Source organism: Actinoplanes sp. NPDC048988, from assembly GCF_043197815.1.
GTDB lineage: Bacteria > Actinomycetota > Actinomycetes > Mycobacteriales > Micromonosporaceae > Actinoplanes.
This window is the reverse complement of record NZ_JBICTW010000006.1, coordinates 384,254-402,801: the sequence shown is the minus strand read 5'-3', so window position 1 is coordinate 402,801 and position 18,548 is coordinate 384,254. Positions and strand designations below refer to the sequence as shown.

General features: G+C 71.4%; 21 protein-coding genes and 1 pseudogene. 9 read left to right on the top strand and 13 right to left on the bottom strand.

What is annotated here, in order from left to right; translation table 11 throughout:
- Positions 1–121: 121 nt before the first annotated feature.
- Complete coding sequence (locus tag ACGFJ7_RS22430) at positions 122–556, top strand: VOC family protein (RefSeq protein ID WP_360258873.1); 435 nt, start codon at positions 122–124, stop codon at positions 554–556.
- Positions 557–559: 3 nt separating this feature from the next.
- Here the strand turns inward: ACGFJ7_RS22430 and ACGFJ7_RS22425 are convergent, their stop codons facing one another.
- Together ACGFJ7_RS22425 and ACGFJ7_RS22420 are read right to left on the bottom strand one after the other, a co-directional pair.
- Complete coding sequence (locus ACGFJ7_RS22425) at positions 560–1,396, bottom strand: DUF6910 family protein (protein WP_392643542.1); 837 nt, start codon at positions 1,394–1,396, stop codon at positions 560–562.
- A 10-nt stretch (positions 1,397–1,406) separates the two neighbouring features.
- Positions 1,407–2,009 (bottom strand): SGNH/GDSL hydrolase family protein, encoded by a 603-nt coding sequence (locus tag ACGFJ7_RS22420; protein ID WP_360258879.1) that lies wholly within the window; start codon positions 2,007–2,009, stop codon positions 1,407–1,409.
- A gap of 63 nt (positions 2,010–2,072) precedes the next feature.
- Here ACGFJ7_RS22420 and ACGFJ7_RS22415 point away from each other — a divergent pair, with 63 nt between their 5' ends.
- The 4 genes from ACGFJ7_RS22415 (at position 2,073) to ACGFJ7_RS22400 (ending at position 4,877) form a co-directional block, all read left to right on the top strand.
- The gene (locus tag ACGFJ7_RS22415; RefSeq protein ID WP_360258881.1) at positions 2,073–3,515 is read left to right on the top strand and encodes an amino acid permease; all 1,443 of its coding nucleotides are present in this window, start codon (positions 2,073–2,075) and stop codon (positions 3,513–3,515) included.
- Between the two features lie 43 nt (positions 3,516–3,558).
- Positions 3,559–4,011 carry a hypothetical protein gene (locus ACGFJ7_RS22410; protein WP_360258884.1) on the top strand — a complete coding sequence of 151 codons (453 nt, stop codon included), beginning with the start codon at positions 3,559–3,561 and terminating at the stop codon, positions 4,009–4,011.
- Positions 4,012–4,120: 109 nt separating this feature from the next.
- Positions 4,121–4,612 carry a hypothetical protein gene (locus ACGFJ7_RS22405; protein WP_360258888.1) on the top strand — a complete coding sequence of 164 codons (492 nt, stop codon included), beginning with the start codon at positions 4,121–4,123 and terminating at the stop codon, positions 4,610–4,612.
- 22 nt (positions 4,613–4,634) lie between these two features.
- Entirely contained in the window at positions 4,635–4,877 is a 243-nt protein-coding gene (locus tag ACGFJ7_RS22400) for a hypothetical protein (RefSeq protein ID WP_360258891.1), read from the top strand.
- Positions 4,878–4,879: 2 nt separating this feature from the next.
- Here the strand turns inward: ACGFJ7_RS22400 and ACGFJ7_RS22395 are convergent, their stop codons facing one another.
- The 7 genes and pseudogenes from ACGFJ7_RS22395 to ACGFJ7_RS22365 form a co-directional block, all read right to left on the bottom strand.
- A complete protein-coding gene (locus ACGFJ7_RS22395) occupies positions 4,880–5,662 on the bottom strand; it encodes a polysaccharide lyase family 7 protein (RefSeq protein WP_360258894.1) in 783 nt (260 codons plus the stop codon).
- Positions 5,663–5,740: 78 nt separating this feature from the next.
- Positions 5,741–6,244 carry a hypothetical protein gene (locus ACGFJ7_RS22390; protein WP_360258897.1) on the bottom strand — a complete coding sequence of 168 codons (504 nt, stop codon included), beginning with the start codon at positions 6,242–6,244 and terminating at the stop codon, positions 5,741–5,743.
- Positions 6,245–6,358: 114 nt separating this feature from the next.
- Positions 6,359–6,586 (bottom strand): GIY-YIG nuclease family protein, encoded by a 228-nt coding sequence (locus ACGFJ7_RS22385; protein ID WP_392643538.1) that lies wholly within the window; start codon positions 6,584–6,586, stop codon positions 6,359–6,361.
- 239 nt (positions 6,587–6,825) lie between these two features.
- A pseudogene (locus tag ACGFJ7_RS22380) lies at positions 6,826–6,927 on the bottom strand (DUF4041 domain-containing protein); the annotation flags it as partial.
- Between the two features lie 297 nt (positions 6,928–7,224).
- On the bottom strand, positions 7,225–7,995 hold the full coding sequence (locus ACGFJ7_RS22375) for an aminotransferase class IV (protein WP_360258904.1): 771 nt from the start codon (positions 7,993–7,995) through the stop codon (positions 7,225–7,227).
- A 4-nt stretch (positions 7,996–7,999) separates the two neighbouring features.
- Positions 8,000–9,154: an FAD-dependent oxidoreductase gene (locus tag ACGFJ7_RS22370; protein ID WP_360258907.1), complete on the bottom strand. Its 1,155-nt coding sequence runs from the start codon at positions 9,152–9,154 to the stop codon at positions 8,000–8,002.
- A gap of 88 nt (positions 9,155–9,242) precedes the next feature.
- Positions 9,243–10,190: an RNA polymerase sigma-70 factor gene (locus ACGFJ7_RS22365; RefSeq protein WP_360258910.1), complete on the bottom strand. Its 948-nt coding sequence runs from the start codon at positions 10,188–10,190 to the stop codon at positions 9,243–9,245.
- 24 nt (positions 10,191–10,214) lie between these two features.
- Here ACGFJ7_RS22365 and ACGFJ7_RS22360 point away from each other — a divergent pair, with 24 nt between their 5' ends.
- The gene (locus ACGFJ7_RS22360) at positions 10,215–10,565 is read left to right on the top strand and encodes a hypothetical protein (protein WP_360258913.1); all 351 of its coding nucleotides are present in this window, start codon (positions 10,215–10,217) and stop codon (positions 10,563–10,565) included.
- Complete coding sequence (locus ACGFJ7_RS22355) at positions 10,523–10,894, top strand: hypothetical protein (protein WP_360258916.1); 372 nt, start codon at positions 10,523–10,525, stop codon at positions 10,892–10,894. The genes ACGFJ7_RS22360 and ACGFJ7_RS22355 overlap by 43 nt, the downstream gene beginning before the upstream one ends.
- Here the strand turns inward: ACGFJ7_RS22355 and ACGFJ7_RS22350 are convergent.
- Positions 10,877–11,821: an acetylxylan esterase gene (locus ACGFJ7_RS22350; RefSeq protein WP_392643535.1), complete on the bottom strand. Its 945-nt coding sequence runs from the start codon at positions 11,819–11,821 to the stop codon at positions 10,877–10,879. The genes ACGFJ7_RS22355 and ACGFJ7_RS22350 overlap by 18 nt on opposite strands.
- Before the next feature lie 24 nt (positions 11,822–11,845).
- Positions 11,846–13,912, bottom strand: coding sequence for an alpha-galactosidase (locus tag ACGFJ7_RS22345; RefSeq protein WP_360258922.1), 2,067 nt, complete (start codon positions 13,910–13,912; stop codon positions 11,846–11,848).
- 118 nt (positions 13,913–14,030) lie between these two features.
- Between ACGFJ7_RS22345 and ACGFJ7_RS22340 the strand changes: the two genes are divergently transcribed.
- Both ACGFJ7_RS22340 and ACGFJ7_RS22335 read left to right on the top strand, forming a co-directional pair.
- Positions 14,031–15,209 (top strand): ROK family protein, encoded by a 1,179-nt coding sequence (locus tag ACGFJ7_RS22340; RefSeq protein WP_392643532.1) that lies wholly within the window; start codon positions 14,031–14,033, stop codon positions 15,207–15,209.
- Between the two features lie 37 nt (positions 15,210–15,246).
- Entirely contained in the window at positions 15,247–15,828 is a 582-nt protein-coding gene (locus tag ACGFJ7_RS22335) for a DUF4232 domain-containing protein (RefSeq protein WP_392643531.1), read from the top strand.
- A 7-nt stretch (positions 15,829–15,835) separates the two neighbouring features.
- Here the strand turns inward: ACGFJ7_RS22335 and ACGFJ7_RS22330 are convergent, their stop codons facing one another.
- Together ACGFJ7_RS22330 and ACGFJ7_RS22325 are read right to left on the bottom strand one after the other, a co-directional pair.
- Positions 15,836–17,887 carry a M14 family zinc carboxypeptidase gene (locus ACGFJ7_RS22330; protein ID WP_392643529.1) on the bottom strand — a complete coding sequence of 684 codons (2,052 nt, stop codon included), beginning with the start codon at positions 17,885–17,887 and terminating at the stop codon, positions 15,836–15,838.
- Positions 17,888–17,947: 60 nt separating this feature from the next.
- Positions 17,948–18,535, bottom strand: coding sequence for a class I SAM-dependent methyltransferase (locus tag ACGFJ7_RS22325; RefSeq protein WP_392643528.1), 588 nt, complete (start codon positions 18,533–18,535; stop codon positions 17,948–17,950).
- Between the last annotated feature and the right edge of the window lie 13 nt (positions 18,536–18,548).

Genomic DNA, 18,548 nt, shown 5'->3' with positions numbered 1-18,548 from the left:
CGATTGTCGGCGCGCCAGGGTCCGGCCCAGGCACGGGAACAAACGGACCAGGGACTATCACTGGCTCGCCGGGTGCGGTGGTGGAGCCAGTCTGGTGTCACCAATCCGATGGAGGTCCGCCATGAATTTCCGTTTCGAGGTCACCGTGATCCCGGTCAGCGACGTCGACCGGGCCAAGGCCTTCTACCAGGGCCTCGGCTGGCGTCTCGACGCCGACTTCCCGATCAGCGACCACCTGCGCGTCGTGCAGTTCACCCCGCCCGGGTCGCCCGCGTCGATCCAGTTCGGCACCGGCCTGAGCGCGCAGGAGCCCGGCTCGGCCCGCGACAACATGCTCATCGTCGATGACATCGAGGCCGCCCGTAAGGAGCTTCAGTCGCTGGGCGCCGAGGTCGGCGAGGTCTGGCACGGCCTGCGCGGCCTGGACACCAGCGGCCGCGTGGCCGGCCCCGAGCCCGACCGCAAGTCGTACGGCAGCTACGCCGAGTTCAGCGACCCGGACGGCAACGTGTGGCTCCTGCAGGAGATCACGCAGCGCTTCCCGGGCCGCGACTGAGCCTCACCAGCTCACGTCGAGGTCCAGTTCCCGGGAGGAGACGACCGGATCATCCGCGTCGACGACCGCCAGCAGCCTGAGGCCGCCGGCGGTCGTCGCGCGTACAGCCAGCCCTTCGACCTTGGTCTGCTCCGGAAGCGCGACGGTGTCGAGCACACCGTGATCGTCGAGCAGCGCCAGGGCCGCGCCCACCACCGGGCCGTCGTCGACCGGGTTCGGGGTGTCCTCGGCGGCGGCGCTGACCAGCACGCGCCCGTCGTCGAGCGCGACCGCGTCGGTGACGGCGAGGGGAACACCGCCGACGTGCCCGAGGTCGTACCGGCGTACGCCGGCGATCTCGGCCGGGAGGCCGCCCACCAGGTCGACGTCCGCGCAGAACGTCGTGGCCCCGCGATGGAACCAGCGCATCCGGTCACCGGCCGCGCAGGCGCCCTCCAGGTTGAGGTGCTCCAGCGGGACGCCGAACGCGGCGGCCAGCCGGTGGTAGAGCGGGCTGAGGTCGGTCACCGTGAAGCCGCCGGCGGTGACCAGGGAGGCCCGCATGCGGGCCGGAGTCGAGCCCGAGCCGAGAAGCAGCACGCCCTCCCCCACTCCGAAGGCGGCCTCGAAGTCGGGTTTGAGGTGCTTGGTGCCCGCCGCCGAACTGAAGACGTCGAGGCCCTCCACCTGGTCGAGCACCCGGACCGGGACGATCGAGCCGGGACGGCGCCAGGCGGCGTGGGTGGCGTCGTCCTGCGCGATCAACCAGCCGTCGCCGAACGGCGCGACCGCCGAGGCGGCCCGCACCGGCGAACCGTCGTCGAAAATCAGGGCGGTCTCGCCGCGCACACTCAGCCGCATACCCGCATTCTCACCCGGCGGCGACGCTCGCCGCGTGGCGGATCGCCGGGGCCAGGGCGGCCGCGATCACGGCGTAGCCGGCGCTGGAGGGGTGGAAGCGGTCGGCGCTGAACAGGCCCGGGTCGACGGCGAAGCCGGCGGCGGAGGTCATGCCGATGTCGGCCACGTGCGCGCCCTCGGCCAGCACGGCCTCGGTCTGCGCGTCGTGCAGGGCCTGGCTGCCGGCCCGGACCAGGGCGCGCATCTGTGGGGGCACCCACGGCACGACGCTGAGGTCGGGGGCGGGGGCGACGACCACTTCGGCGCCGGCCGTACGCAGGGAGCGGACGGCCGCCGTCAGGTGGGCCACCGCCTGCGCGGGCGGCACGAAACGGGTCAGGTCGTTGGCGCCGATGATGATCAGGACGACGTCGGGCCGCCAGGTCACGGCCCGGCGGGCCTGGGCCGGCAGGTCGCGGCTCTGCGCGCCGGGTACGGCGAAGACGCGGGGCTCATTGGGTACGCCGTGGGCGGTCAGGTCGGCCGAGAGGCGGGCCGCGGCCGTGTCCCGGCCGGTGGCGGCGCCCTGGCCGTACGCGATGGAGTCGCCCAGAATCGCGAAACGGAGAGTCACCCCCGGTTCAACACGCGGGCGCCCGCCGATTAATCCTGGGGTCCCTGGGTAGACGTCGGCATCATGTCGATGTTGCGGACGAAAGCCGTCGAGGACGTTCTGGCGCGCGGCGGCGAGTTACGGCGGCGGCTCGGGCCGTTCAGCCTGATGGGCTTCGGCATCGGGATCGTCATCGGTACCGGGATCTTCACGCTGACCGGGGTCGAGGCGCGCGATCACGCCGGACCGGCCGTCACCGTGTCGTTCGTGCTGGCCGGGGTGGCCAGCCTGCTGGCCGCGCTCTGCTACGCGGAGCTGGCGTCCTCGGTGCCGACGGCCGGCAGTGCCTACACGTACGCGTACGCCACCATGGGTGAGATCTTCGCCTGGATCATCGGATGGGATCTGGTGCTCGAGTTCGCGCTCGGCGCGGCCGTGGTGGCCCGCGGCTGGTCCGGCTATCTGGCGTCGCTGCTCGACCTGCCGCCGAGCCTGTTCGGCGAGGACAGCGTGGTCAACGTGGGCGCCATCGTGATCACGCTGCTGCTGGGCGCGGTGGCCACGGCCGGCATCCAGCAGTCGTCGCGGGTGACCAACGCGCTGGTGCTGGTGAAGGTCGGCATCTGCGTCTTCGTCGTGGTGGCCGGGCTGTTCTTCCTGAAGGCGGCCCACCTGACCCCGTTCGTGCCGCCGGCCCAGCCCGCCGATGAGGGCGCGTCCGGGCTGACCCAGCCGCTGTCGCAGCTGCTGTTCGGGATCGAGCCGTCGGCGTTCGGGATCACCGGGGTGCTGACCGCGGCGGCGGTGGTCTTCTTCGCGTACACCGGCTTCGAGGCCGTGGCCAACCTGGGCGAGGAGACCCGCAAGCCCAGCCGCGACCTGCCTCTGGGGTTGTTCGGAACGCTCGGGGTGTCGGCGGTCCTGTACGTGGCGGTCTCGTTCGTGGTGGTCGGCATGGTCGACTACCGGCAGATCGATCCGGGCGCGCCGATCGCCTCGGCGTTCGAGAGCGTGGGCGCGGGCTGGGCCGCCCACCTGGTGTCGATCGCGGCGGTGGCCGGCCTGACCAGCGTGATCCTGGTCGACATCGTGGCGATCGGGCGGATCGGTTTCGCCATGTCCCGTGATCGGTTGCTGCCGCCGGCGGTCGGCCGGATCCACCCCCATTGGGGTACGCCGTACCGGATCACGGTCGGCGTGACGATCGGTATCGCCCTGCTCGCCGGCTTCGTGCCGCTGTCCTCGCTGGCCAACCTGGTCAGCATCGGGACGCTGTTCGCCTTCGTCACCGTGTCGCTGGCCGTGCCGGTGCTGCGCCGCACCCGCCCGCGGCTCACCCGCCCGTTCCGCGTGCCGCTGTCCCCGGTGATCCCCGTGCTGTCGGCGCTGGCCTGCCTCTACCTGATGACCAACCTGTCGGTCGAGACGTGGCTGCGCTTCCTGGCCTGGCTCGTGGTCGGCCTGATCGTCTACTTCGCGTACGGCCATCGACACGCCTCACTTCCTGACGTATCGTCACGCAGTTAGGGAGTGGGAGCGCTCCCAGACGTCACGGTTTCGGAGGTGTCGCATGCGCGGCGTTCTGGGTCTGACAGCTGTCCTGCTGGCCGCCACGGCCGCCGGCGGATGCGGCATGGCCGCCCAACCGGCGCCGGCCGCCTCGGCGCCGCCGAGCGTGCCGGTCGCCCTCAAGTCGACCTGCGACGCGCTCGGCCAGGCCTACGGGGAACGCATGGCCCCGTTCGCCGAATCGCTCACCACGCTGGTCGGCCAGGGCACCCCGGACGCGCGGAAGCGCGCACAGGAGTCGCTGGCCGCGTTCGCCACCGCCGTCGACGACGCCACCCGCGCGAGCCAGGACGCGGCCCTGCGCGCCGACGGCAAGAAGACGGCCGACCAGCTGCGCGCCAAGTCCACCGACGCGGCCTTCTTCGCCGGCATCAAAACCGAGAAGGACGTGACCACCACCCTCGGCCCGACCTTGAAACAGTGGCTGACCCCGGTCACCCGCCACTGTTCCTGAGGGCGGCCGCCGGCTCCGTCGCCCCGACCCTGGCGTCATCCCGGGCAGGGGGAAGCGCACGACGGGGGAACCCGTTCCGTCCTCCAGGTGATTCGCGGCCCGTCCGGGCGTGCTGATCGTCGCGCCCGACCCGGGCACGGCCCGGCTCCTGCGCGCGGGCCAGGGCCGGGTGGCGGTGGTCGACACGGTCGAGGAAGCCCTGGCGATAGAGCCCCGGCGGCGCGTCACGTCGATCAGCGAGATGCTGCTGCCGGTCTCCGGCGCCGCCCGGCACGCGCGCGACCTGGCCACCGAGGCGTGCCTGCGGTGGGGGCTCGACCACCTGACCGGCCCGGCCGGCCTGATCACGGGCGAGCTGGTGACGAACGCGGTCACGCACGCGAACACGATGATCGACCTGCGGTTGACCCGGGGCCGGCGCTACCTGATCGTGGCCGTGCGCGACGGCAGCAGCGCCCTGCCCGTGCTGCCGCCGAGCGGGTCGCTCGACCCGGCCGCGCCCCGCGGGCTGCTGGTGGTGAACGCGGCGGCGCTGCGCTGGGGCACGCTGCCGATGACGGGCGGCAAGGTGGTCCGGGCGGCGCTGCGCGTTCAAGTCTGACGATTGCGGGTACTCGCCGGACATGACGAATCCTCAGGTACCCGGACTTCCCGTCGCGGCCGGGCTGGCCGCCGAGCGTACGAAAGACGATGTCGAAAGCAGTGGACCCGGCGCGGACGGCGCGCTGGTCGGCGCCTCGGACGCCGAGGCCGACGCGGCCCGCTCGGGGGCGGACGCCGACCTCGCCGGCGCCACCCGTGACTCGGACGGGGTAGCGGTCGGCGAGGCTGACGTGGAGGCCGACAAGCGGCGGTCCGGCGCCTGAGTTCAGCTGTGGCTGACGGTCAGGCTGTAAAACTTGACCTTGGCGCCGTTGCTGGTGCTCTCCGAGGACGACTGGTTGTACGAGCCGGCCTTGAAGTACTGCTTGTACGGGTTGAACGACGACGGGATCGCATAGCTGGTCTTCGACCCGTTCACCGTGAGGTTGATCTTGTTGCCGCTCACGTTGATGACGTACGTCCACTTCACGCCCAAGGCGACGTTGCCGACCTTGTGCAGGGTCTGCCCGCCGGCCGGTGAGTTCTCGGTGCCGATGTAGATGTCGCCGTTGGGCCGGTAGTACAGCTCCAGCAGCGGCTTGGTCGAGCTGCCGCCGGAGCCCAGGTGCACCTGGCCGACGGCGACGTTCTTGGTGACCTGCGGGATGCGCAGCTGGGCGCTGAGCGTGTGGTTGCCGGCCAGCGGCCAGTCGGCGGCCGAACCGTCGGCGTTCATCTCACGCAGCTCCGAACGCGCGTACTTGGAGTTGGGGGTGGTCACTCCCTTCTCCGGGGCCCAGAAGGTCATCGACCCGTCGTTCTTGTCGGTCCAGAAGTACGTGGGGTTGCTGTACCCGTTCGCGCCCTTGAGCCGCGCCGGTGAGATCGTGTCCGGCTTGCCGGGCGAGCCGGTCGGCAACTGGAGCTGCCACACCGACAGGTTGAAGTTGCCGCCGGGCGGCAGTGACGGGTCGAGCGCGGCCGCGCTGGCGTTCGTGATGCCGACGACGCCCAGCGTCCCGGCCACGGCCGCCGAGACCGCGACGGCGAGGAACTTGCGCTTGTTCATGGGGAACCTGCCTTCGGGGGATTGGCAAGACGGTTAACAATAAAGCCGTCCATCGATGTCCCGGCAAGCCCCAGATCCTTAAATATCCTTAAGAGCGCGAAAGACGGTGCCCGTGGTGGTGCCGAAGACCAGGTGAGCGCTCAGATCCTTGGCGAGCGTCTTCCGGTCGTACTCCCAAATCTGCTTGTAAAGACCGGCGGCGGGCAGAATCGCGTAGCCGGTGCCCCAGACCGCGGCGCCGAACGGCGGCCCGTACGCCGGGCGCGGATGACGCAACGATCCGGCGAGCAGGCCGTACACGGCGCCGGCGCCCATCCCGTACCCCCAATGGGTGACGTTGTTGACGATGGCGGCGTAGCGGTCGTCCAGCTTGCGCTGGAAAAGCCCCTCGAACAGCCGCCGCCCCACCTGCGCGGGCGCGGGGGCGTCCTCCCACGACTTGACGCTCGAGGAGAACTCCCAGGTCTTGAAGCCGTCCTTGCCACCACCGCGCCGATACCGCAGATACCAGAGCGAGTCCATGGCGAGCGTGCCGACCGCGCCGGCCACCAGTCCCCGAATCACCGCACCGAGAGGCGTCATCACGTTTCTCCTTCCAAGGCTGAGCCCCATACTTCTCCCGTACGGCCCCGGAAGGATCCCGAAAGTGACGAGCGCTTCCCCACGTGAACCGAGCCACCCGGCCCGCGTTGAGGGCTAAGTTCCGCTCTGCGTCAGGCTCTGGCGGTACTCAAGTGCTTCGGGAACCTCGTCGTACTGCAGTAGGTTGCCGGTCAATTCCATGAGGTGCGCCTTGGCCTCGGCCGGCGTCGCATAGAAGAACTCACGCCGCTGATTGACCAGGTTGACCCGGCGGTCGGCCAGCCTCGCGTGCATCTGCGCCTCGATGCCGGACGCGTTCTCGGAGAAGAACAACGCGTGCACGTCGAAGTTGAACGGCACCGACGCGTTTGCTGACGCTCCTTGTCGAGCCGCGCGCGCTCGCGTTCGATCTCCTGCTGGACCCGCCGCTCCTCGCGCAGCCGGGCCTTCTCCTCAAGTTCGCGCTCCTTCTCCTCGGCGACCCTCTGCAGATAGTCGGCGGTCAGGGTCAGCTCCTGCACTCGGAGCTGGTGGTACACGTCCGCGATGCGGATGTTCATCGTCTTGCCCAGCCGGGCGATGGTCGCGGCCACCTTGTCGAGCCGCTCGACGGCGGAATCCAGCTTGTAGGGCTTCAGGCCGCGTACGAGGTTGTCCGCCTCCGCGTTGTAAGCGCGCAGCATCAACTTCGAGTAGTCACGGATCATGGTGCGTCCCTGCGACGCCGACCCGTTCACCGTCCACCCGGAGGCGGAGAGGACCGCTCCCCCGTCGGCCTTCGCCATGACTTTGACGCGATCTTGCAGGCGATACAGCTCGGCCTGATAGGCGACCGCGTCGGTGAGCGGATGCCGGTACCGGTAGACGCCCGCCTCCTGCAGCAGCGCGGTCTCCTCGGTCATCACGACGGTTCCGGTGTCCAGCCTTGCGGCGGCACCCACCCGGGCGGAGGAGCGGGCCAGTTTGGGCAATCCAGCGGATCATCCGTAGACAAGGTGGTCCCACGGCACCGCTCGCCACGCCTGCTGCAGCAGGGCGGTCAAAGCCGGGTGCTCGGGTAGATCCACATCGTCGATGCTTGCCAGTGGCTGGGCCGGGCAGTGGGAGTTCGCGGCGGCGGCCGCTCGCAGGCCGTTCAGTGACGTGATCCGCCGCTGAGCTGTGGGGACGCCGAGCTTTTCCAGGCCCTGCCGGAGCAGCTGCATGGTGATGCCGGGCAGCATGGGGGCTTCGGGCCAGATCACGCGGTCTCCGTCCCAGAAGACGGCGTTCCAGACCGAGCCCTCGCGTACCGCTCCGTCCGCGCCCAGGAAGAGGGCGTCGTCGAAGCCGGCGCGCTGGGCCTCGCGGTAGTGGTATGTCAGGCCCATCGTCGCCACGTGTTTCAGGGTGGGCAGCTCGCGCTCGTAGACGACCGTGCGGACGCGCAGCGGTGGGCGTGGGGTGTCGGGGACCGGGTCCGAGACCGACACCATCACGTCGGGACCGGGAAGGACCGTGACCCGTACCGACGCGTCCGGCCGGTGGCCGAGGGCGTGACCGATCAGCTTCACGACTGTCTCGTCGGCCGGTGGCGTGGTGCCGGGGAACAGGACCGCCGAGGCCGCGCGCAGGCGCCGCAGGTGGAGGTTCAGGCCGGCCACGGCGCGGTTGCGGACCTGCATCGACGAGAAGTGGCCGTAGTTCCAGGTGGCGGCCCGGTGCACCGCGTCCAGGGACGGCGGTGCACCGTTGATCTCCACGTGGGTCATGGGCCTATCGTGCCAGTCCAGCGTGGAGCGTGCTCGTGGCGGACCGGCGGCGGACCGGGAGGCCGAGCGTGGGGTGGGCGACGCCCCAGAACGCGCCCTTGCAGACCAGTTCCTTGTAGAGCGCCGCCGCCCGGCCGGTCATGACGCCGGGGCGGGCGATGTCGTCGGCGGTGACGAACTGGATGAGGCCGTCGCTTCGGCCCAGGGAGACGCACTGGTTGAAGTACCGCAGCGGGGCGTGCGGCAGTTTGCCCCCGGTCAGGCGGGCGGCTATCGAGTCGGCCGCCTGCCACGCCTGGGGGACGCCGGAGGCGCAGGCCATCCGCATCGGCTTGCCGCCGGCGCCGGTGGCCAGGGCGGCGTCGCCGACCGCGTAGACGTCGGGGTGTGAGACCGAGCGCATCGTGCCGTCGACGACGATCCGGCCCTCCGCGTCGGTTTCCAGGGTGGTGGCCGCGGCGATCGGGTGGACCGCGAAGCCGCCCGTCCACACGGTGACCGCGGCCGGCAGCGAACGGCCGTCAGCCACGGCGACGTGGTCCTCCGCCACGTGGGAGACAGTCGTGTTCTCGTGCACCGCGATGCCGAGGCGGTTCGTCACCTTGCGCAGGTGGGCGCGGCCCTTCTCCGACAGCCAGTCGCCCAGTTCGCCCCGGGTGGCCAGGGACACGTCGAGGTCGGGGCGGGCCTCGGCGATCTCGGTGACCGCCTCGATGCCGGTGAGGCCGCCGCCGACGACGAGCACGGTCTCGTTGCGGGACAGGGCGGCCAGACGCTCACGGAGCCGTTGCGCGCCGGGCCGGCCGGCCAGCTCGTACGCGTGCTCGGGTGTTCCGCTGGAGGTGCTGCCCAGGGCGTACACCAAAGTGTCGTAGGAAAGCTCGCCGTCGCTGAGAGAGACGGTCTTGCGGGCGACGTCGACGGCGGTGACCGAGGCGATCCGCAGACAGACGCCGGTGTTCGCGAACATCGCCGTGAGCGGGCGCGGCTTCAACGAAGCGCCGGCCGCGATCTGGTGGTTGCGGACGCGTTCCACGAAGTCGGGCGAGGCGTTCACCAGGGTGATGGCGACGTCCTCGCGGCGGAGGCGCTTGGCCAGCCGGCCGGCGGTGATGGCGCCGGCGTATCCGGCTCCGAGGACGATGATGCGGTGCTGCATGGCGTCGCTCCTGTTCTGCGCGGGTTCGCCTCTTGAACCGGGCGGCCCGCGGTTTCCTGACAGGTGACGATGTGAAGCGGATCACTTCCTAGGTGAAGGCGACGAACAGGGGCTCGCCGTGGCCGGTGGCGGCCCAGCGCTCGGTGGCCCGGACGAGCTTGTCGGGGTTGCCCTGGGCGCGGAGCGCGGCGACGCCGTCGGCGGTGATCTCGAGGCAGAGCACGCCGACGACCCGCCCGTCGAGCACCGCGACCACCGCCGGGTCGCCGTTCGCGGTCGACGCGTAGATCTCGGGTGTGCCACCGACCAGGGCCCGCTTGGAGCCGCTGGGCCGGAACAGGCCGCGGAAGAACTTGGCGACCGCCTCGGCCCCCACGAACGGCTTGGAGCGGGCCGGAACCTTGCCGCCGCCGTCGCCGACACCCGTCGCGTCGCCGGTGAGCAGCCGCACCAGCAGGTCGGTGCGGCCGCTGGTGGCCGCGGTCAGGAACTCCTCGACGATGCGTCTGGCGGTGGTCTCGTCGACCTCGCGGCGGGCGCGGCCCTCGGTGACGTGCCCGCGGGCCCGGTGGAAGATCTGCTGGCTGGCCGCCTCGCTGATGTCGAGGATCCCGGCGATCTCGGCGTGCGAATAGGCGAAGGCCTCGCGCAGCACGTAGACGGCCCGCTCGTTGGGGCTGAGGCGTTCCAGGAGCACCAGAACGGCGTACGACACCGACTCTCTCTGTTCCGCGCTGTCGGCCGGTCCCAGCATGGGATCGCCGGCCAGCAGCGGCTCGGGAAGCCATTGGCCCACGTACGTCTCCCGCCGCGCCCGGGCCGAGGCCAGCTGGTTGAGGCACAGGTTGGTGAGCACCTTGGTCAGCCACGCCTCGGGCACGTCGACGCGCCGCGGGTCAACCCCCTGCCACTTCAAGAACGTTTCCTGTACGGCGTCCTCGGCCTCACTCGCCGACCCCAGCATCCGGTAGGCGATCGCCTGCAGCCGCGGGCGCGACGACTCGAAGCGTGCGACGTCCTCGGCGGCCAGCGACATGGCCCGATGGTAACTTGCGGCATGATGCGACCGGCCGCGGACTTTCTCGTCGACCCCTACCCCGGCGAACGCCCGGACGGATCGTGGCTGGTCGACGCGGACGGCATGTGCCTGCCGGTCGGGCCGGACGGCGCGATGCCGAGCGGCTGGTCGGTTCAGGGCGCGGAGTGTCTGGACGCTTGGCTGGTACGCCATGACGCGGCACCGCTCGCGGACCGGGTGCCGTTGCTGAGTTACGGGGCCAACGCGTGCCCCGGCAAGGTGATGCTGACCGGCACGCCGCTGCCGGTGGTGAGCCTGGCCTGCGAGATGACCGGGCTGGCCTCGGTCTGGTGCGCGGGCCGGACCCGGGCCGGCCGGACGCCGTCGACGTGACCGCGATGCCCGGTCACCGGGAGACCGCGGTCGTCACGATGGTGGTCCCGGCTCAGCTGGCCGTGCTCGACGCCGTCGAGGGGCGGCACGCGGGCGTCTACGCGCTCCAGGCGCTGCACACCGGCGCCGTCACGCTGGAGAACGGCGTCCGGGTGCCGCAGCCGCTCGCCTACGTCGGCGTGCGCCCGCAACGTTTTCCGTTGCTCGTCGACGGCCGGCCGGTGTTGCGGGCCGAGGTCGACTACGAGACGGCGACGGCGTTGCGGCGGAGCGCGGCCGGTGAGCCCGCTCCGCCGCCACCGATCGGCCGGTCAGAGCAGGTCGTGTAGCCAGCGCACGTTGATGGCCTGCTGGACGCTGCCGCCGCCCTCGTGGCCGTTGTAGGGCCAGACGCGGATCTCTTTGGGGCCGCCGTAACGGTTGTAGGCCGCGTACACCGTCGAGGGCGGGCAGATGGCGTCCATCAGCCCGACGGCGTAGAGGGCGGGCGCCGTGCCGCGGGCCGCGAAGTTCACACCGTCGAAGTAGGACAACGTGTGGAAGACCCGGTCCAGAAAGTCGCGGTTCGAGGCCAGCAGGTCCGGCAGCTCCCGGTACGGGTAGGCGTCGGTGATCTCGGTGGCCCGCCGGAAGTGGGTCAGGAACGGGACGTCGATGATCGCACCGGCCAGGTCGGAGCGCAGCCCGGACACGGCCTGGGCGATGCCGCCGCCCTGGCTGGCCCCGGCCGCCACGATCCTCGACGGGTCGACCTCGGGGCGGGACCGGACCGCGTCGACCGCCCGGACGGCGTCGGTGAACAGGCGCCGGTAGTAGTAGTCGGCCGGGTCGAGCACGCCCCGGGTGAGCAGCCCCTTGTGGGCGGGGCCGACGCCGGGCAGGTCGGGGGTGTCGCCGTCGCCCTGGCCGCGGGAGTCCATCACGAACACCGCGTATCCCGCGGCCGGGTAGAGCAGCCACTCGTGCGGCAGGCCGCGCCCACCGCCGTACCCGATGAATTGCACGACGCAGGGCACCGGCCCGGAGGCGCCGGCCGGCACCAGGAACCAGCCCGCGACCGGCTGGCCGCCGTAGCCGGGGAAGCGGACGTCGTAGATCGTCACGCCCGGCAGCAGGGCGTCGTACGGGGTGAAGGTGGCCTCCCCGACCGGCGAGTCGGTCAGGGTCTGTTTCCAGAACTCGTCGAAGTCGGCCGGCTGCGCGACGTCCGGGTCGTAGACCGCGAGCTGGTCGGGTGAGAGGTCGAAGTGTGCCATCGGGACGGTCTCGCTTTCAGGGGGTCAGGGCAGGCGCCGCAGCCGGACGAGCGTGCTCGCGTGGTCGCCGGACGGCAGGTCGAGGGGAAGCCCGCGCCGGCGCAGGACGGCGCCGGAGTGGGTGACGCCGGTGTCGAGGTCGAGGTAGTCGGCGCCGGGCAGGACGGCGGGCAGCGGGAGCGGGCCGGGCGGGTAGCCGTACGACCTCGTCGGGCACCAGGCGAGGATCACGTGCTCGTCGCCGTGCGTGAACTGGACGCCGGTCAGCGTGCCGGCGCCGGTGAGCCGGTACGCGGTGCCGTGCTGCACGACGGGCCGGATCCGCTTGTACGCGGCCACGTGCTCGGCCGCTTCCTTGAGCTCGTCCGGGCTCCACGTGGTCAGGTCGCCGCCGAGGCCGAGCACGCCGGCCATCGCCACGTGGAAGCGGAAGCGCAGCGGCGTGGTCCGCCCGGTGGTGACGTTCGGGCTGTCGGTGACCCAGGCGCTCATGACCTGGGCCGGGAAGTACTGGCTGAAGCCGTTCTGGATGGCGATCCGGTCGACCGCGTCGGTGTTGTCGGAGGTCCAGATCTGGTCGGTGCGGCCGAGGATGCCGAGGTCGGCCCGGCCGCCGCCGCCGGCGCAGGCCTCGATGCGCAGGCCGGGGTGGTCGGCCCGCAGCCGGTCCATGATCCGGTAGACGGCCCGGGTGTGCTCGAGGAACACCCGGTCGGGGCCGGCCTCGGTGAAGGCGCGGTTGAAGTCCCACTTGAGGAAGTCGAGGTCGAGCTCGGCCACGAGCCGGTCGAGCCAGGCGTGCGCCCACTGCTCGACGTCGGGGCGGGCGAAGTTCAGCACGAGCTGGTTGCGCATCTCGGTGCGGCGCCGGTTGGGCTGGTGCAGCACCCAGTCCGGGTGGGCGCGGTAGAGGTCGCTGTCCGGGTTGACCATCTCGGGCTCGACCCAGATGCCGAACCGCATGCCCAGCCGGCGCACCTCGTCGGCCAGGGGGCGCAGCCCGTTCGGGAAGCGGCGCGGGTTCGGTTCCCAATCGCCGAGACCGGCGTGGTCGTTCAGGCGGGCGCCGAACCAGCCGTCGTCCATCACGAACAGCTCGGCGCCGAGACTCGCGGCCTTCGCGGCCAGCGCCATCTGGCCCGCCTCGTCGACGTCGAAGCCGGTCGCCTCCCAGCTGTTGTAGAGGACCGGGCGGTCCTCTCCGGGATGAGAAAGGACCTTGCTTGAGACGTACGCGTGCCAGGCGCGGCTCGCCGTGCCGAAGCCCGACCCGCTCCACACGCCGGCGAACACGGGCGTGGTCAGGGTCTCCCCCGCCTCGAGCGTCCAGGTCAGGCCCTCGTGGCCGAACCCGCCGGTCCAGCCGGTGCGGCCGCCGGGGTCGCGGTGCAGGCTGACCCGCCAGCTGCCGCTCCAGGCCAGCACGGTGCTCCACACCTCGCCGTGGTCCTCGCCGGCGGTGCCGTCGTCGATCGCCAGCCACGGGTTGGCGTGGTGGCTGGTCGTGCCGCGGCGGCTGGTGAGCACGGTCTCGGCGGTCGGCAGGCCGGTCCGCTGGAGGCGGAACTCGCTGTTCCAGGCGCCGACCAGGTGGCTGAGCCGGTAGCTCTCCCGGTTCGGCACGTGCCAGGCGGCGGAGTCGGCCCGGAGCACGTCCAAGGCCTCGGGCCCCTTGTTGACGACGTCGATCCAGCGCTCGATCACGTCGTCGTGGATGGCGTAGTGGAGCGAGACCTCGAGCGGGTAGTACCGGTCGGCCAGGTCGATGCGCAGGTGGTTGCCGACGGCCTCGTGACCGAGGTAGCGCCACTCGACGCCGCGGGTGCCGTCGGCGAAGCGGACCTGGAGCGACACCGGCCCGAAGTGGTCGCCGCCCTCGACGGCGAGCTCGGCCGCGCCCGGGCCCTGCTCGAAGCTGCTGGCGGCCGGGTCGGCGATCTCCTGGCCGAGCGCCACCGCCTCGGCTAGCGTGATCCTCGGGCCCCAGTGCACATGCCGCAGGCGGTCGCCGTCGTCCAGCCGGAGGGCATAGGCGCTGGTGTCGCCGGTCAGCAGCCAGAGCCGCTGGTCGGTTTCGTACGAGATGTGCATGTGAGTCCTCGGGGTTACACGTCGATGTCACCGTAGTGACGTGGCGCCGAGCGTATGAGCGATCGCGCGCCGAAATCAATACTTGACGAAGTTAATTAATACTCCTAGCTTTCAGGTCGTGGGTACGGTTGACTTGCGAAGCATGTCCCCGGCTGACGACTACACCGCGCTCGCCTCGTCCCCCGCGTCCGCCGCGATCCTGACCGCCCTGGTCACCTCGGGCCCGCAGAGCCGGGTCAGCCTGGCCCGCAAGCTCGGGCTCTCCTCGGCCGCCGTCACCAAGTCGGCCCGGCCCCTGATCGACGCCGGATATCTCAGCGAGCTGGACGCCACCGAGCGCACCGGGCCGGGCGCCGGCCGCCCGGCCAGCCCCCTCACCGTACGGGCCGATCGGGAGTTCTTCGTCGGTGTCAAGCTCACCGGCGACGAGCTCATCGGCGTCGTCTGCGACCTCACCGCCAAGATCCGCGCGGTGGCCCACCGGCCGCTGCCGTCCGCCGCCGTCGACGACGTGCTGGCCGAGATCACGGCGCTGACCGGCGAACTGCTGGACGGCCCGGACGACTACCGCGGGCGCACCCGCCGGCTCGGGCTGGCCGTCTCCGGCGACGTCGACCGGGCGTCCGGCCTGGTGCGCTACTCGCCCTTCCTGCGCTGGCACAACGTGCTGCTGGGCAAGCTCGCGGCCGCCGCCACCGGCCTGGTGGTGACCGTCGAGAACGATGTGAAGGCGCTCACCACGGCCGAGCACTGGTTCGGCGAGGGCGCCGGCGCCGACTCGTTCGCCCTGGTCACGGTCGGCCAGGGCATCGGCTGCGGCCTGGTCGTCAACGGCCGCCCGGTGTCCGGCTCGCACGGGGTGGCCGGCGAGATCGGCCACCTCAGCGTCGACGCGGCCGGGCCCGACTGCCACTGCGGCGGCCGGGGGTGCGTCGAGGCGATCGCCGGCACGTCCGCCATCGTGGCCGCGGCCGGCACCGGCGGCATCGACGACGCCGTGGCCCGGGCCCGCGCCGGCGACCCCACGGTCACCGCGGTCTTCGCCCGCGCCGGCGAGGCGATCGGCCTGGGCATCGCCGCCGTGGCCAACCTGGTCGGCCCGGCCCACATCGTCGTCTCCGGTGAGGGCCTGTCCGCGTACGACCTCTTCGAACCCCACATCCGCGCCGGCTTCGAACGGCAGGCCTTCGGCGCCGCCGCCGACTGCCCGCTCTCCATCCGGCCGCTGCCGTTCGAGGAGTGGGCCCGGGGCGCGGCCGCGGTCAGCATCCAGTCCCGCCTCGTTCCGCTGGGCTGAGTCGCGGCGGTTGCGCGGGTGCTGCATGATCGGCGGCGTGTTCGGGCCACGCCGGTTGTCTCTCCTGCTGATCGTTCCGTTGCTGGCGTCGTGCACGGCGTCGTGGCGGGCCACCAGCGGGCTCACCCCGACGACCGCGCCCGGCGTCACGGCCCCGCCGGCCGTTCCGGCCTCCGCCGGTCCCGCCGCCCCGGAAGGGCTCGAGCCGGCGGTCGCGTGCGCGGTGACCGGAGTGATCATCACGGCGAACCGCGGGGAGTCGGCCATGGGCTACCGCGAGATGACGCTGACGGTACAGAACTGCGGGACCGAGCCGTACGAGGTGAAGGGGCGGCCGGACATCGTCGTGCTCGACGAGGACGGCCGCCCGCTCAAGATCTCGGTCGAGGGCAGCGCGCACTACACCGCGGCGCCCCGGCGTCTCACGCTGAAGCCGGGCACGACGGCCCGATCGGTGCTGTCCTGGCGCAACACCGTCACCAACATCAGCGGCGGGTCGGACACCGGGGAGTCGCTGGCGGTGGCCGTCTCGGCGAAACAGCCACGCCAGCTCGTCACCCTTCAGGCGCCCCTCGACCTCGGCAACACGGGGCGGCTCGAGGCCAGCGCCTGGTTCTGAGACTCCTCTACTGTCCGGCCGCGGCCCGGTCCCGGGCCACGCGGACCAGCTCGAGCAGGCCTCCGGCGTACTCCTGGGACTCGGCGTGGGCCTCGTCGAACGGAGGCTGGAAGCCGACGCCCTCCCACTGCTGGGTGGCCTCGTTCCAGCGGTCGTTGCCGACCTCGAAGTCCCAGGCGTCGATGCCCAGCTCGTAGTAGAGCTGGTCGGCCGAGTTGCCGGCGGCCGAATAGAGGACATCGGCGACCGGGCCCGTGTACGAGGGCCAGGTGACAGTGCCGCGCTCGGTGGCGATGGCGCCGACGATGCGGCGGGCCGAATCGAGGAAGAACTTCGACTCGTCGATCGACGGGCGGGGCAGGGTGACCCGGCCGTCCGCCCTGTAGGCGCCGGGCGGCCACATGAAGTAGCCGCCGTAGCTGTGCACGTTCATCGCCAGGTTGATGTTCGGGTGGGCCTTGGCCAGGGCGATCACGTTGCGGGACTCGGCCTCGGAGAGTTCGGCCGTGCCCGCGTACGTGCCGGACAGGCAGTTGGCGCTGGCGCCCACGTAACCGTCGAAGTAGGAGCCGACGGTGTAGTTGCGGTTGACGTCGACACCCCACGAGTTGCGGTACTTGGGGTCGCGGGTGGCGCCGGTGCAGTGGTTGACCAGGTTCTTGCGCTGGAAGTTGAAGTCGTTGAACGAGTAGTTGGCGCCGTCCGGGTTGACGGTCGGGATGATGAAGATGTCGGTGGCGTCCACCAGGGACCGGGTCTCCGGGTCGGTGGCGTAGTTGGCGAGCAGGCGCTCGGCGAACTCCAGCGTCACGAGCGGGGTGGCCCACTCGCGCGCGTGCTCCTGGCTGTAACTGAGCACACCGGGCTTCGAGCCGTCGCGGGTCTTGCCGATGCGGAGCGCCTGGACGGTCCACGGGCCCTGGGGCACCTCGGTGCCCAGCAGGCCGTCGTCGAGCCGGGCCGGGCCGGCCACGGGCATGGGCAGGCCGGTCGAGCCCTCCTCGACCACGGCCCGGAACCGCTGCGGATAGCGGGCCGAGATGAACGCGGCGACGTCGTCGGTGGTGCTGATCGTCTTGCCCGTGCCGTCGGTCGCGAGACGTACGGTGAGAACCCGGTCCTTGTAGGTCGCGGAGAGTGGCCGGTTGGCGGCTCCCGGATCGACGGTCCGGACCTGGACGCCGTTCATGCCCTGATCACCGAAGGCGACCGACTCGACGATCACGGCGGCGGCGTTGGGGTCGCCCAGGTACGCGACCGCCGTACGCCGGTAGCCCTGGGTCTTGTTGGGCAGATTGATGACGTCGACGAGCTTCGGGTACTGCCGGGCCAGCCGCTTGATGCGGGCCTTGATGTCGACCGGGGTCATGTACGCGTCGACGAAGTCCTTCTGGTAACCGGTCGGCGCCGGGGGTGGCGTCGCGCCCGGCCAGATCGCCGGGGTGATCGCCCGGGAGGTGCCGCCGAGGCTCGAGGACGCGGTCACCTGCACCGGCTTCGCGGGCATGGGCTGCGGCAGGGCGTAGTGGTACTGGTATTCCCCGGAATCCTCGAAGCGGACCAGGGGGAACGATCCGGTGGCGCCGTCGGCCGTACGCCATGTGACCGTGATCTCGACGTCGGGATCGTCGGTGGCGGTGGTGGCGACCTGGGTCTGCAGGAAGGTCTTGCCGTTGCTGGTCCACCAGTAGGCCTGCAGGAAGTGCAGGGTGTCGGCCTGCGCGGCGAGCCGGGTGGCGCGGGCGGCGCCGCTCGACGAGCGCTGGATCACCTGGAGCGGCTCGGCGCCCTGCGCGGTCAGCGCGGCCAGCCGCCGGCCGTCGACGACGATGTCGGCCAGGACGGCGCCGTTCTGCGTACGGGGACGGGCGGCCAGGTCCTCACCACCGGCGACGAGGCGCCGCAGCATCGCCTCGTCCGGGAGGCGGAAGCGGATGAGCGCCGACTCCCCCGCGCTCAACTGGTCTCCCGCCGGAGCCGCCTCGGCGGCCCGCGGGATCGGCGTGACAATCAGGACAAGGGCGGCGGCCAGGGCCGCCCAACGGGGACGAAACGACATCGAACCTCCTGCTTCATCGAAGGATGTCGCTCCTCACCTCACCTTCCGCATAGTCAGTTGTCAATTGAACACGGCGACCAGGAAGTCGGCCTCCGGCGTCCACGGGCGCAGATCCCAGGTGCTCAGCAACAGGTCCTCGCGCAGACCGGCCGCCGCCGCGTCGCTCCGAAACTCGGCGAACTCGTACCCGCGCCCGGCGCCGAAGCCGACCACCGCGCGGCCGCCCTCGGCCAGATGCGCGCGGAACCGCTCGAGGATCGTCCGGCGCGTCGAGGGCGCCACGAAGGTCATCACGTTCCCGGCGCAGACCAGGACGTCGAACGTCGCCTCGAGCCGCAACTCGGCCAGGTCACCGACCATCCAGGTGGCCTCCGGGTGGTCCTTGCGCGCCGCGGCGATCAGTTCCGGGTCGAGATCCACCCCGACCACCTCGTGCCCCTGCTCGGCCAGGTGGCCGCCCACCCGGCCCGTGCCGCAGCCGGCGTCCAGGATCCGCGCCCCGCGCGGCACCATGGCGTCGATCATCCGAGCCTCACCGTTCAGGTCGACGCCGCGCTCCGCCATGTCCTGAAACCGCTTGATGTACCACTGCGAATGCCCCGGATTCGCGGCCACCTGGCGGAGCCAGAGGTTCTCCTGCTCGCTCATAGCACTACCTCCC